This window comes from Capnocytophaga sp. H4358 (assembly GCF_002302515.1).
Lineage (GTDB): Bacteria > Bacteroidota > Bacteroidia > Flavobacteriales > Flavobacteriaceae > Capnocytophaga > Capnocytophaga canis.
Genome location: NZ_CP022380.1, coordinates 421723 through 435058 on the forward strand (window position 1 = coordinate 421723; position 13336 = coordinate 435058).

General features: G+C 34.6%; 13 protein-coding genes and 1 pseudogene. 9 read left to right on the forward strand and 5 right to left on the reverse strand.

The genetic code is table 11. The features are described 5' to 3' along the window. Nucleotides 1-38: 38 nt before the first annotated feature. The 6 genes and pseudogenes from CGC49_RS01790 to CGC49_RS11335 all read left to right on the forward strand — a co-directional run bounded on the left by CGC49_RS01790 (nucleotide 39) and on the right by CGC49_RS11335 (nucleotide 3514). Nucleotides 39-566: an RNA polymerase sigma factor gene (locus tag CGC49_RS01790; protein WP_095911718.1), complete on the forward strand. Its 528-nt coding sequence runs from the start codon at nucleotides 39-41 to the stop codon at nucleotides 564-566. 61 nt (nucleotides 567-627) lie between these two features. Continuing rightward, nucleotides 628-1056: a hypothetical protein gene (locus CGC49_RS01795; protein ID WP_042344970.1), complete on the forward strand. Its 429-nt coding sequence runs from the start codon at nucleotides 628-630 to the stop codon at nucleotides 1054-1056. An 18-nt stretch (nucleotides 1057-1074) separates the two neighbouring features. Then, nucleotides 1075-1575 carry a DUF4252 domain-containing protein gene (locus CGC49_RS01800; RefSeq protein WP_042345769.1) on the forward strand — a complete coding sequence of 167 codons (501 nt, stop codon included), beginning with the start codon at nucleotides 1075-1077 and terminating at the stop codon, nucleotides 1573-1575. A 14-nt stretch (nucleotides 1576-1589) separates the two neighbouring features. Next, nucleotides 1590-1982, forward strand: coding sequence for a DUF4252 domain-containing protein (locus tag CGC49_RS01805; protein ID WP_095911719.1), 393 nt, complete (start codon nucleotides 1590-1592; stop codon nucleotides 1980-1982). A gap of 107 nt (nucleotides 1983-2089) precedes the next feature. Further along, nucleotides 2090-3291, forward strand: a pseudogene (locus CGC49_RS01810) (IS256 family transposase). 94 nt (nucleotides 3292-3385) lie between these two features. Continuing rightward, the gene (locus CGC49_RS11335; RefSeq protein WP_255407631.1) at nucleotides 3386-3514 is read left to right on the forward strand and encodes a hypothetical protein; all 129 of its coding nucleotides are present in this window, start codon (nucleotides 3386-3388) and stop codon (nucleotides 3512-3514) included. Nucleotides 3515-3991: 477 nt separating this feature from the next. Here CGC49_RS11335 and CGC49_RS01815 read toward each other — a convergent pair whose 3' ends face one another. From CGC49_RS01815 to CGC49_RS01835, 5 genes are all read right to left on the reverse strand, one after another. Next, entirely contained in the window at nucleotides 3992-4528 is a 537-nt protein-coding gene (locus CGC49_RS01815; RefSeq protein ID WP_095911720.1) for a DUF4199 domain-containing protein, read from the reverse strand. 86 nt (nucleotides 4529-4614) lie between these two features. Further along, entirely contained in the window at nucleotides 4615-6291 is a 1677-nt protein-coding gene (gldG, locus tag CGC49_RS01820; protein WP_095911721.1) for a gliding motility-associated ABC transporter substrate-binding protein GldG, read from the reverse strand. Continuing rightward, nucleotides 6288-7007, reverse strand: coding sequence for an ABC transporter permease subunit (locus CGC49_RS01825; RefSeq protein WP_042009681.1), 720 nt, complete (start codon nucleotides 7005-7007; stop codon nucleotides 6288-6290). Before CGC49_RS01825 ends, gldG begins: the two co-directional genes overlap by 4 nt. 95 nt (nucleotides 7008-7102) lie before the next feature. Next, nucleotides 7103-8686, reverse strand: coding sequence for a DUF4270 domain-containing protein (locus CGC49_RS01830; protein ID WP_042009684.1), 1584 nt, complete (start codon nucleotides 8684-8686; stop codon nucleotides 7103-7105). 32 nt (nucleotides 8687-8718) lie between these two features. Further along, entirely contained in the window at nucleotides 8719-9525 is an 807-nt protein-coding gene (locus tag CGC49_RS01835; RefSeq protein ID WP_042009687.1) for a glycogen/starch synthase, read from the reverse strand. A gap of 109 nt (nucleotides 9526-9634) precedes the next feature. Here CGC49_RS01835 and panC point away from each other — a divergent pair, with 109 nt between their 5' ends. From panC to CGC49_RS01850, 3 genes are all read left to right on the forward strand, one after another. Next, entirely contained in the window at nucleotides 9635-10477 is an 843-nt protein-coding gene (gene panC, locus CGC49_RS01840) for a pantoate--beta-alanine ligase (protein ID WP_095912660.1), read from the forward strand. A 205-nt stretch (nucleotides 10478-10682) separates the two neighbouring features. Beyond that, nucleotides 10683-12161, forward strand: coding sequence for a proline--tRNA ligase (proS, locus tag CGC49_RS01845; protein ID WP_095911722.1), 1479 nt, complete (start codon nucleotides 10683-10685; stop codon nucleotides 12159-12161). 213 nt (nucleotides 12162-12374) lie between these two features. Beyond that, a complete protein-coding gene (locus tag CGC49_RS01850) occupies nucleotides 12375-13334 on the forward strand; it encodes a ribonucleotide-diphosphate reductase subunit beta (RefSeq protein WP_042009695.1) in 960 nt (319 codons plus the stop codon). The last annotated feature ends 2 nt before the right edge of the window (nucleotides 13335-13336 follow it).

Genomic DNA, 13336 nt, shown 5'->3' on the forward strand with positions numbered 1-13336 from the left:
TATTCGTCTTCTTAGTAAAGAAAATAGTTATTTTTGTTATGACACACCAAACATTTTTAGATGGCATTCGCCCTTTTCAGGATAAAATTTTCCGATTTGCAAAACGTTTGCTGGTGTCTTCCGACGAAGCAGAAGATGTGTCGCAAGATATTTTGATGAAATTATGGCAACAACGCAACACCATGGAAACCATCAAGAATTGGGAAGCTTATGCCATGACGCTTACTAAAAATTTGTGCTATGATAGGCTGAAAGCTAAAAGTTCAGATAATATTTCACTAAGCCATATTACTTATCAAGCCGAAAATGAAATATCTTTGCAAAAACAAGTAGAAGCAAGAGATCTTTTGGAACAAGTAAAAAACATAATCAATGGATTGAGTGAGCAACAGCGGATGATCATGCAATTACGTGATATTGAGCAATATGAATTTGAGGAAATCGAAAAAATTACAGGAATTAAAGAGGCTACTATTCGGGTAATCCTCTCACGAGCCAGAAAGACCATCCGAGAATCCTTGCGTGGAGAATTAACAACAAAGATAGAGCAAACACGAGTTTATTAACCGAAAAAATAATAATGAAAAATTTTCCCAGCAGAAAATAAAAAACAATTTAACAAAAAATATGAGCGAAAAAATACACGAATTAATAGAAAAATATTTCGAGGGTACAACTTCAATCGAAGAAGAAAGAACCTTACAGACCTATTTCAATTCTGAAAATGTGGCATCAGATTTGAAACATTATCAACCGATGTTTGCATATTTCAAAACTAATAGAGAAGAGCGACTTGTGAAAGAATTTTCGGTAAAAACACCTAAAAATCGTTCTTTGTTTTGGAAAATCGGAATCGCTGCAACTATTTTTCCAGCCGTTTTCGGATGGTTTTACGTAAAAGAACAAAGAGAACAGCAAGAAGCCGAGTTGATTTATCAGCAAGTGAAATACGCCTTGGAACTTGTTTCGGTAAACTACAATAAAGGTACGGAAAAAATGGTATATCTCGGCGAATTTGATAAAAACACAAAAAAAATATTCAAAAACTTAGAGTAACTTTAAAATTATTATACGATGAAAACAAGATTTTTATTTTTAGTAAGCTTTTTATTTTGCAACGCAGCATTATTTGGTCAATCCATATTCGACAAATATGAAGATAATGAAAATATAACCACCGTAGTCATCTCACAAAAGATGTTTCAGATGCTATCAAAAATAGACAGTAACGACCCTGACACTAAGGAGTTTATGGAAATAGCTAACAAACTTAAAGCGTTGAAAATCTTTTCTACCGAAACTGCAAGTGTTTCGCAACAAATGAAAAAGGAAGTAGAAAGCTATGTAAAAGGAGGTAGTCTTTCGGAATTTATGCGTGTGAAAGAAAAAAATACAAATGTGAAATTCTACGTCAAAGAGGGAAAAACAAAGGACATTGTTTCGGAATTGGTGATGTTTGTTCAGGAAGACAAAGAAACTGTATTGATGATTCTAACAGGTGAAGTTGATTTGAATAAAATCGGAGTGTTATCCAAAAACATCAACATATTGCCTAAAGAAATGAACCAAATTTAATACTCTCTTATACTATGAAAAAAATAGTTTATCTTTTATTGTTTTTTCTTATCAGTGTTTCAATAATATCCTGTAATTCGAACAGTTTACAAAGTTACATCGTTAAAAATTCTGAAAATAAGGATTTTAAATCAGTTACCTTTTCTCCAAAAGATTTTTTAAAATTGGGAGAAAGCAGTGTTGATGAAAAAAACATTTTGAATGTTATAGAGAATGTTCATATTCTTATGTATGAAAAGAAAAACAATGGAGATTTTCAAAAGGAATATCAAGAAGTGAAACAACTCCTGAAAACGGACAAATATGAAGAGTTGATACAGATTTCAAACAAAGAGTATAAAATCAATGTAAACTACGTTGGAAGTGATGATAACATTAAAGAAGTAATTTTAAGGAGTATCCCATAATCTGTGTAAGTTGAAAAGTTATTCTGAAATTTTTTGAGCCCTTAAAAGCTCAAAAAAAATTTCGGAAATAACTTTTTAACTATTTTTGACCCATAATTTAAACAGATATGATTAACAAGGAAGAATTGCTCAACAGCAAAGAATTTTACAAGTCATTTAAGACTGCTGAGGACTTGACAGGTTTCTTTAAAGAGCTCCACAAAAAAGCGGTGGAACATATGCTCAATGCCGAACTCGACGTTCACTTGGACAACGAAAAACACGACAAAACTAAAGATGGAAATTATCGTAACGGACACACTTCCAAGAAGATAAAAACTTCCTTTGGCGAAGAACAAATCCAAGTTCCTAGGGATAGAGACGGTAGTTTTAACCCAATGTTAGTTCCTAAACGCAAGAACGTTATCGATGGTTTGGAAAACATCATCGTATCGTTCTATGCCAAAGGAATGAGCGTGAGCGACATCGAAGAACAAATCCAAGAAATGTACGGCTTTGAAGTATCAACTTCCACAATATCAAGGATTACCAATGCGGTTACCAATGAAATGGTCTCTTGGCAAAACCGCCCATTGGACCACTGTATCTCATCGTTTGGATGGACGGCATCGTTTTTAAAGTTCGTGAGAACTCAAAAGTTGTCAACAAAACCATTTACCTTGCTGTGGGCTTGAATCGAGAGGGAAAAAAGGAAGTTTTAGGAATGTGGCTCGGAAAGAATGAAAGTTCCGCCTTTTGGATGAGCGTTCTCACTGATTTAAAGGCTCGTGGAGTGGAAGATATTCTCATTACTGCCACCGATAATTTAAACGGATTTACGCAAACCATTCGCACGGTTTTTCCCCAATCACAAACGCAAATATGTGTGGTTCATCAGATTAGGAATGCTTGTAAGTATGTGGTTTACAAAGACAGAAAAGAATTTACAGCCGATATGAAACACATTTATACTGCCCCTAACAAGGAAGCTGCCAAGGTTGCTTTGGAAGATTTTGCCCAAAAATGGGAGTCAAAATACGGCTATGCTATCAAATCTTGGTATGACAATTGGGACGAATTGACCGTATTTTTCGATTTTCCGTTAGAGATAAGAAAAATTATTTACACAACCAATCTTATTGAGAATCTGAATGGTAAGATTCGGAAATACACCAAAAACAAGCTGTCTTTCCCAACAGACGAAGCTGTGCAAAAGTCCGTTTTCTTGGCTTTGAGAGAAGCTACCAAAAAGTGGAGTATGCCTATCCAAAATTGGGGGATTGTCTTGAACCAATTTATGCTTATATTTGCACAAAGACTCAAACTATAAAAACTTAACCCCAACTTTTTAACTTACACACTTAGAGGGATAGTGTCTAATTTTATTAGTAAGCCAAAACAAAGAAAAATTTGCTTTGATGCGTATGATTACTCAAAATTTAAATATTGATGAACTCTCCAAACTTTCTTCTGATTTGACCGATATTGGAAATTCTGTGGATCATGACAAAGCTCATAATGTCATCTCTGAAATCAGACAACTTTTGTATTAACACCAGAAAATCTCTTACAATTTTAAACTTTGTCAAACTTTTTTAGGTTTGACAAAGTTTTTATTGAAAAATATTTCAACAATGAACCTGTTTAAACTTTTCTAATAAACCTTATTATAAACCCTAAATATAACGGCATTAGTAAAATTTTTATGAAAAACTTCGTGAAAAAAATACCAGAAATAAGTAAAAACTAAAATCAACTAAATAAGCAACAATAAGATTATAAAAAAGTAGAAATTCATTTCTACTAATGGTTATTAGGCATTAGCTTCAGAAAATCACAAAAAATGAAAAAAGTAGGTTAAAGCGAAGGAGGTCTGTGTTTTTTTAAAGAAATTGAATTCTAAAAATAAATCATTGAAGTGAATTTTTAATTTTCAGAAATGGTTATAGGAAGTTTCATTTTTTTTGTACCTAAAAAACAAAAGAAACTGCCTTTTCAGACAGCTTCTTTTTTATTTTTTATGAAGTTTATTAATAAACTTGTTCTTGTTTTTTCATTACAGCTCCAGCGATTGCCGAAACGATAAGTCCTAAAAGCAAATATCCAACTAACGAGGAAATATAGGTCAAAGCACTCATTTTATTACTCATTTCTACTGTAGCATCTATATCTACATTGGACATATCCATACCTAATTCTCCCATGTTTTCAAACCGCAATTCTGTCATTTTTCGCATGAAATCGGGCTCAATATAGTTCACAAAAACGTAGGTGTACAATACGGAAATAATTCCTCCAATCAGAGCGATCCCAACCCCAATTTTTAGAGCTTCCCCCATAGCTAAAAAGCCTCCATTCCTTGTTTTAAAGGCTTTAATGCCATAAACAATTGCTAAGATAGAAACTAATAGGTTTAATGCAGAGGCAGCTAATCCAACCATCATACTTTTCGAATAAATCATTCCTGTGGTATACATTACCACGCTAATAGCAACGAGACCAACACCAAAATACATCCCGTACTTCAGCATAATGTCTTTTGCGTTGACTGTTTTTCTAATTTCCATGATAAAAAATATTAAAATTTACAGCCCAAAACTAATATAAAAAAATGAAATCTCCAAAGGCAGTGTGAAGAATACACTATAAAAAGTTAAATTTTATATTTCCGTTGGTAAATTATTCGAATCCCAAGGATTGTGAAAATGAGGAACAACAGAGGATAGAGTATACTTTTTATTTTCCAACTTGATTGATAATCAGCTACTTTTTCTTTGTTTAAAAATGCTAATTGTACTTTTTTATTTCGTAGGGATAAGAAGTCAGTGTCGTCCAAGAGGTAGTTAACAGAATTCTGTAAAAAGGCTTTGTTGTCATAAAATCGATTAGTCCATTTGTCAAGTCCTAGTTCCAAAGGAGTGTTGTTGCTAAGGTCATTTTTGATAATATCGCCATCAGCAATGACGATCATTTTAGTAGGTTTGCTGGTTTGTAAGTTGTTTTTCAGTTCAATAGGTGTTATTCTGTCTTTATAAACCGATGTAAATTCTCCTTCGAGAAGCACTGCTACGGGGATGTTTCCACTTTTATAAGCGTTTTTGTCCATCTTTTTGGTATCTACATTTAGCGTGACCTCTCGAGGCGTTCCATCGGCTTTTGAAATTGGTGAACTTGTTAGTAATACACGTTTCTTTATACCATTTTTTAAAGTATCAATACTGTTTGAAAATTGCAAACGAATTGCATCTAAATTATTGTTAATCAAGTGGTTGTTTTGTGATAGTATCATGGGATTATAGACCCAAGGAATTGGAATATAACGTGTTTGACTGCCTTCTCCTGTGGCAATCATTAAGTCAGAAAAATACAGATCATTGATGAGTGTATAGTTCACTCGAAATCCGTATTGAAAGAACATATCTCCTAAATTCAGATTCATAGGCATCGCTACGGCAGTTCCGTTTTGAGTGTACAAATCCTGAATATCTATGCCTACATGGTCGATAAGCCAGAGGGCACGTCCTCCATTCATCACAAATTGGTCCAACACTTGCTTTTGAGGGTCAGTGAATGGAGTTGTTGGTTTAGGAACTATCAGTAAATCATACGATTGCAGATGAGCTAAAGTTTTTTCGGGTTGGGAGGATACTGAATCCAATGTGAATGGAGCAATCAAATAGTAGTCCTTCATAGTTTTCAAAAAATCAGCTATGTACGTATCGTTTAATGTACCATTACTTTTGAGTATAGCTATTTTTTTATGTTTTTTGAGTGTTAATTTGTGGAGTGCATCCGTTATATTGTATTCCAATAGTTGAACTGAATTTTGTACACGCTCTTGATCTGTTGTCCCTATTTTATTGACGAACAATGACACTTTTTGCGACTGAATACTATCGCTAATCACAGCCCAAGGAAAAATATACTCAATTGAGGACATTCCGGCTTCGGTTTGCGAAATTTGTAATGGATTTAATCCAAATTGTATCAGTTCATTAATGGTTTGTTGAGGGTCGTTTCCTTCTTCTAAAGGATTTACAAAGTTGAGATGAATATTTTTATTTTGTGCGACATATTCTTCTAACAATTGTAGGGTTTCGGTTTGTAATTTTTTAAACTCTATGGGGATATTTCCTTTCAGAAGTACATCAATCACCACAGGTTGATTGATTTTTAGTAATGTTTTTCGCGTAGTTTCCGAGAGTGTATAGCGTTTATCATGAGTCAAATCCCAACGAATGTACCATTGTGAGATTATCCAATTGAAAACAAGTAGCATGATAAAGGCAATACCGATTTTGCTTCCTATTTTATCAATAAATGTTTTCATAGCTTGTAGTATTTTAATGATAAAGTAGTTGTGTATAAGAAAAAAGCAATAAACGAAAGGAAATAGAACACATTACGAGTATCAATCACTCCACGGCTAATAGCATCAAAATGAGATTGAAACCCAAAAGCTGTAACACTGTCAGGGAAGAGTAACATAGCTGTCTGATCCAATCCAAAGAAAAAGAAAAAACATAGGAATGCTGCTAACATAAAGGAAATCACTTGGTTATTACTCACTGAGGATGACCACAGACCTACTGCACCAAAGGTTGCTGACAACAGAAATAAAGCGATATAGGAGCCGACTGTGCTTGCTATGTCCAAATTCCCAACAGGATTACCTAAAATCCATATGATGTAGACGTACAATAATGAAGGGAGTAAGGTAACAAATAACAGGAATAAGATTCCTAAATATTTTCCTAAAACAATCTGAAATACACTAATCGGTTTAGTAAAAAGTAATTGTAACATACCACTACGTTTTTCTTCGGAGATGCTTCGCATGGTGAGTGCTGGTACTAAAAAGACAAAAATCCACGATGATAAACGAAAAAAAGGTAATAAATCAGCGGAATTGCCGTTGAAAATATTATAGTCAGTTTTTAGAATCCAAAGGAAAATCCCATTCAAAACTATGAACAGCCCTATGACTGTAAAGCCAATGGCAGATGTAAAAAAATACCGTATTTCTTTGTTAAATAGAGCGAACATAAATTCGAAATATAGGATCAAAGTAGTATCCTTTGTTGTGAGAATTTCTATTTTGGAACATCTTTAAGATAACACATCCAAGTATGATGGGTGTGTTATCTCAATTTTGAATAATTGATTCTTAACTTTAAACGTTTAGAGTCATCAATACTGGCGTCATTTCCGTAAATTACCGTACTCAAGGGGGTTACTACGGATGTTGTCGGAATTACTCGTTTTTTATTTGCAGAATCAAAATAATTTACAACGTATGGGTTTTTCACAGTTGAAGCTACAGCAATTGCCAGAGGAACATTCTCAACTTTGTTTTTGATAATGTTGATCACATGCGTTGTCAATCGGATTTGGTAGTAATTACCTTTGTTGTTTTGTTTCTGTAATTTCCCTAAGTGAATCAGATGTGAACCTTCAGCCGATTGGAGTGTGCTGGTAGGGTCGTTGACATAATCCGCAATAACAGCACCTGTTTTCGCATTATAAATAAAAATACGTTCAGGTTCCTTTCCGTAGGTAACTGACTGATCAACATATAAATACAAACTCGCATCTGTGATAAGCACATCACGTTGCCGAATTTCAGCCAGTTCAGCATCTGTAAAGAGTTTTAAATTAGCTATTTGACCTATTCCTCCACTCAAATAAATACGTGAAATGTTATTACTGTCGGTCTCCAAAGAGATACTTTCATCCTCAGTAGTATATGTATTGAACGTAATACCATTTACGTTCATATCATATCGTTTTTTCAAAGTAGCCTTTTGATTATTCGATTCGGTTTCATAGGTGTAGACAAGCTCAATTTTAGCTTTTGACATGTCTAAAAGCATCATCAAATTATCGGAAAAACCATCAGCATCAATTACAATTCCACGGAAGTGATTTTTAAAGTTATTTTGGTTTTCTAATTCTGTAGTTCCCTCTTTACTAATGATTTTCGTTTGGAAAAATTCAGGGTCTAAGGCAATTCTAATTCCTGGAGCTAAGACATCTGCAACGCCTTTTGATTCGTCATCAGGGGTAGTTGGATTGTCGAACTGATTGCGTGTGATTGATTTTTTAGATATGGTTACAGTTTCAGCATTATTTACGTTTGTTAGAGTAGTACCTAAATGATTACTTACTTCAAAATCAGAATAGTAACGCTGAGGAGCTAAATTTTGAGCAGGATCAATGTCTCTCAAAAAATAGGTTAATTCTTGTACATTTACTTTGAATGATGCCTTTGTATTCCCGTAAATAGAATCGAGAGCATATTCCGTTTCAGTAACATATGCCGTGTTGCTTCGAGTGCTGTATGGGTTAAAATATGGTAGATACAGATACGCTTCCGTCACAGTTTCTTTTTCTGGTTTATTATCCGTATTCTCAGAACTCTGAGCTTTATCACCGAAGATGGGACTTACCGAAGGCAACTGCACTTGAGCTATAATACTAGCTTTTTTCTTTCCAAAAGGCTTCTGCGTGTACTCCCCTAATAGGTAACCACCCAACCCATTAGTTTGTACTCTATTTTTAGCAATATTTTCGACAGACACAGAGGCGTCGAACACCGCCGTTTCAAAATTAGGGTCTTTCAGTAAATCACTCTTAATTTCTTTGAAAGAATCATCTGTACAAGACGATAATAAGATGGTCAATCCCAAAAAGGAAAAAATACCTGCATATTTGGATTTATTCATATAATTATGCTATATTATTGATTTTAGTGTTTTTATTTTAAAAATTGTTGGTAAAATTCTCTGTATGAAGCTTGGAAGGTTTCCATGTCGGAATTAAAAAGGACAGGTTTTTTTAATCCGTTTATGTAGGAGCTGAAATCTTCAGGCACGTTGTCGCCAACAACAATGACTCCATCCGAATATTTAGAAGCTACACGCATCATATTGAAATAGTTAGGCTCGGCCAAATGTTCAGCCATTTTTTTGTTGATCCCATCAAAAGCTACCTTGCTAGTGATATCGGATCTTAAAGATCCTTCAAAATCTTGATTGAAAACCGAAGTTATGATTTTACTCTCTGAAAAAATAGGTTCGTCTTTGTAGTAAGTTCTTAAATATAAAGGTAGTAGCGAAGCTAACCATCCGTGAACATGGATGATATCAGGCAACCAATTCAATTTCTTAACGGTTTCAACAACTCCTTTTGCGAAAAAAATACAACGTTCATCATTGTCAGCGAATAAGACCCCATCCTCATCAACAAACGTAGCTTTTCGCTTGAAATACTCGTCATTGTCGATGAAGTAGACTTGGATACGCTCTTTCGGAATTGATGCCACTTTTATGATTAAAGGCACATCAATATCGTTGATAACAATATTCATTCCTGAAAGCCGAATGACCTCGTGTAACTGATGTCGTCTTTCATTGATACTCCCGAAACGTGGCATAAATATCCGTATCTGTCCTCCGTAACTATTGACCATTCTGGGGGTCTCAAATGACATCTTAGAGATTTCATTTTCAGGAGAATATGGTAATACCTCAGAGGAAACAAAAAGCACTTTTTTGTCAGTCATAAAAAGTAAATTGTTTTTTCGTTAGCTTTGGAAGCCACAAAAGTACAAAAAAATATGCAGAAATCCATAAAAAACTTATAAGTTTGCATTTTTTAATATTTGGATGATGATGATATACACTCAGCAGAAGAAACTAAATACCGTGATTTCTGATTTTAAAAAGGCAGGAAAAAGCATCGGTTTTGTCCCTACTATGGGAGCTTTACACAACGGACACCTATCTCTAATGAAAAAAGCATTGGAAGAAAACGATGTTGTTGTGGTTAGTATTTTTGTAAATCCAACTCAGTTTAACAATCCAAAAGATTTGGAGAAATATCCTCGAACATTGGAAGCTGATGTTGAAAAAATAGCTACTATCAGCAAAGATATTTTGGTGTATTCGCCTGAAATTTCAGATATCTATGGAACGAATGTAAGCTCAGATTTTTTTGATTTTCATGGATTAGATCGCGTTATGGAGGGAGCTTTCCGCCCAGGACACTTTGACGGTGTAGGTACAGTTGTTAAAAAACTTTTTGAGATTGTAACTCCTACAAAAGCCTATTTCGGTCAGAAGGACTATCAACAACTACTTATCGTTAAAAAGATGGTAGAAATCACTCAATTACCAGTTGAAATTATCGGGTGCCCTATTGTTAGAAATGCAGATGGGTTAGCTTTAAGTTCTAGAAATCAATTACTTAGTGAACATATGCGAAGAAAAGCAACATTCATTTACAAAATTTTGCAAGAGGTTAAAGAGCTGTTTATTACAAAAAATATTATTGAAATTAACGAATATGTAACAAAAGCTTTTACCGATGATAAGGATTTTGAATTAGAATATTTCACCATAGCCGAAGCCGATACCTTACAAACAGCTACAGCTAAAGAAATAGGCAAAAGATACCGAGCTTTCATTGCCGTTTATGCTGAGGGAGTACGCCTTATAGACAACATGGAACTTTAAGAGGATTATTTGTTTTTTCATATATTATTTTGGCAATTAACTTTTGAGGAACATTAAAAAAGTCAAACAAAAAACATACAGTATCCAATAATTTTATAAATTTGCCTGTGTGAGATATTCTACCATGAGTAAAACAACTTAACTCCTGTTAGTGATATTTTTGTGAGAAGAGGCATAACAGACAAAAAAATCTACAAGTAAAAATATGAGTAAAGATTTAACAAGACGAAGTGAGGACTACTCAAAGTGGTATAACGAGTTAGTAGTAAAAGCTGAATTGGCAGAAAATTCAGGTGTACGTGGTTGTATGGTTATCAAACCATACGGATATGCGATATGGGAAAAAATGCAAGCTGAACTTGACCGTATGTTTAAGGAAACTGGACACGTGAATGCTTATTTTCCGTTGTTTGTACCTCGTAGTTTTTTCGAAGCAGAAGAGAAAAACGCTGAAGGTTTTGCCAAAGAATGTGCTGTTGTAACTCACTATCGATTGAAAACAGATCCAAACGCAAAAGGAAAACTCATGGTTGATCCCGAAGCTAAGTTGGAAGAGGAATTAGTAGTTCGCCCCACATCGGAAGCAATCATTTGGAATACGTACAAAAACTGGATTCAGTCCTATCGTGATTTGCCAATTCTTATCAATCAATGGGCAAACGTAGTACGTTGGGAGATGCGTACACGTTTATTCTTGCGTACTGCTGAATTTTTATGGCAAGAGGGACATACAGCTCATGCCACCAAGGCAGAGGCTCTTGAGGAAGCTGAAAAAATGTTAGAAGTATATGCCGAGTTTGTCGAAAACTTCATGTGTGTTCCTGTTATTAAGGGGTTTAAAACCGAATCGGAACGCTTTGCAGGAGCTGATGAAACCTATTGTATTGAGGCTTTGATGCAGGATGGAAAAGCCCTACAAGCAGGAACCTCACATTTTTTGGGACAGAATTTCGCTAAAGCATTTGATGTGAAGTTTGCTTCCAAAGAAGGCACATTGGACTATGTTTGGGCGACCTCATGGGGGGTATCTACCCGACTCATGGGTGCATTGATTATGACGCATAGTGATGATAATGGATTGGTACTTCCACCTAAATTAGCTCCTATTCAAGTAGTAATCATTCCTATTTACAAAGGGGAGGAGCAGTTGGAAGCTGTTCGTAAGCGTGTACTACCACTAATGGCAACACTCAAAAAACAAGGTATTTCTGTAAAATTTGACGATAGAGATACCCATAAACCAGGATTCAAATTCAATGAATATGAGCTGAAAGGGGTACCTGTACGTTTAGCAGTTGGACAACGTGATTTGGAAAACAATACCTTCGAGGTCGCTCGTCGTGATACACTAACCAAAGAAACTGTTTCTGGAGATAGCATCGTAGAATACATTGAGAAACTCTTACAGGAAATTCAAGAGAATATTTATAAAAAAGCCTTGGATTATAGAAATGCACATATTACCGAAGTAAATTCATACCAAGAGTTCAAAGAGGTTTTAGAAAGCAAAGGAGGGTTTATTGCAGCTCATTGGGATGGTACTACTGAAACCGAACAGCGTATTCAGGAAGAAACCAAAGCAACTATACGTTGTATTCCGTTGGAAGCCAAAGAAGAAGTAGGAGTTTGTATAGTAACGGGTAAGCCTTCCGCAAAAAGAGTTTTATTTGCAAAGGCGTATTAGTACATGATTAAATCATAAAAAAATCAAAGCAGAAATTGAACAATTCAGTTTCTGCTTTGGTGTTTTTTAAAACTCAGGAAAATGTAAATTTGTCTACGAAAACATAACTTCCTAAAAAACATGTTATTAAAAAAATTAACATTTTAATGGCATTTTAAATTTGTTTTAAAGGCTAAAAAACTTGTATCTTCGCAGTCAAAAAGAATATAGATTATGGGAATATTTGATAAACGCGAAAGTTACAAACCTTTTGAATATCCGGAGGTTATGGAATTTGTAAATGCAATGCACAAATCATTTTGGGTGCATTCAGAAGTGGAATTTACGGCAGACATTCAGGATTTTAAAGCCAACTTGTCCATAGTAGAAAAAGAAGCTGTGAAAAGAGCTTTGTTGGGAATAGCCCAAGTGGAAGTTTCTGTTAAAACATTTTGGGGCGATCTTTATGATCTTTTCCCTAAACCTGAGTTCAATGGATTAGGAGCTACTTTTGCTGAATGCGAATTTCGGCATAGTGAGGCATATTCTCGTCTGTTAGAAGTGTTGGGCTATAATAATGAATTTGAAAATTTGTTGGAAGTGCCTATTTTTAAGGAAAGAAATCTAGTTTTAAAGGAATATTTGGCAAAAAATAAGGAGAATGCTATGCAACGTATCCTGTTTTTTACACTTATCATCGAAAACGCTTCTCTTTTTAGTCAATTTGCTACCATTTTGTCTTTCACACGCTTTAAAGGATATATGAAAAATGTAGCGAATATCATCGCTTGGACTTCAGTTGATGAGCAACTACATGCCAACGCAGGAATATACATTCTCAAAAAAATATTTGAAGAAAATCCTGCAATGAAAGAACATGCTCAAACGGAAGCAACTGAGTTCATAAGAAATTATATCCAGTTGGAGGATAAAATGTTAGATTGGATTTTTGAAGAAGGAGAAATTGAGTTTTTTTCCAAAGAAGATTTGGCAAATTATATGCGTTATCGCTTGGATGATTCCTTGACACAACTTGGTTTCGGGAAACCTTTTGGTATTACAACTGATCAAGCAAAGCCTATGCTGTGGTTTGAGGAAGAAGTTTTTTCAAATTCGTTAGATGATTTTTTTGCCAAACGTCCAGTAGATTATACAAAGCACGATAAGAGTATTAGTGCAAATGATTTATTTTAATT

Coding starts and splice junctions, on each gene's coding strand:
- CGC49_RS01795 (WP_042344970.1), top strand. CDS start 628: ATGAGCGAAAAAATACACGAATTAATAGAAAAATATTTCGAGGGTACA.
- CGC49_RS01830 (WP_042009684.1), bottom strand. CDS start 8,686: ATGAATAAATCCAAATATGCAGGTATTTTTTCCTTTTTGGGATTGACC.
- CGC49_RS01835 (WP_042009687.1), bottom strand. CDS start 9,525: ATGACTGACAAAAAAGTGCTTTTTGTTTCCTCTGAGGTATTACCATAT.
- CGC49_RS01800 (WP_042345769.1), top strand. CDS start 1,075: ATGAAAACAAGATTTTTATTTTTAGTAAGCTTTTTATTTTGCAACGCA.
- panC (WP_095912660.1), top strand. CDS start 9,635: ATGATATACACTCAGCAGAAGAAACTAAATACCGTGATTTCTGATTTT.
- CGC49_RS01790 (WP_095911718.1), top strand. CDS start 39: ATGACACACCAAACATTTTTAGATGGCATTCGCCCTTTTCAGGATAAA.
- CGC49_RS01825 (WP_042009681.1), bottom strand. CDS start 7,007: ATGTTCGCTCTATTTAACAAAGAAATACGGTATTTTTTTACATCTGCC.
- proS (WP_095911722.1), top strand. CDS start 10,683: ATGAGTAAAGATTTAACAAGACGAAGTGAGGACTACTCAAAGTGGTAT.
- CGC49_RS01850 (WP_042009695.1), top strand. CDS start 12,375: ATGGGAATATTTGATAAACGCGAAAGTTACAAACCTTTTGAATATCCG.
- gldG (WP_095911721.1), bottom strand. CDS start 6,291: ATGAAAACATTTATTGATAAAATAGGAAGCAAAATCGGTATTGCCTTT.
- CGC49_RS01805 (WP_095911719.1), top strand. CDS start 1,590: ATGAAAAAAATAGTTTATCTTTTATTGTTTTTTCTTATCAGTGTTTCA.
- CGC49_RS11335 (WP_255407631.1), top strand. CDS start 3,386: ATGATTACTCAAAATTTAAATATTGATGAACTCTCCAAACTTTCTTCT.
- CGC49_RS01815 (WP_095911720.1), bottom strand. CDS start 4,528: ATGGAAATTAGAAAAACAGTCAACGCAAAAGACATTATGCTGAAGTAC.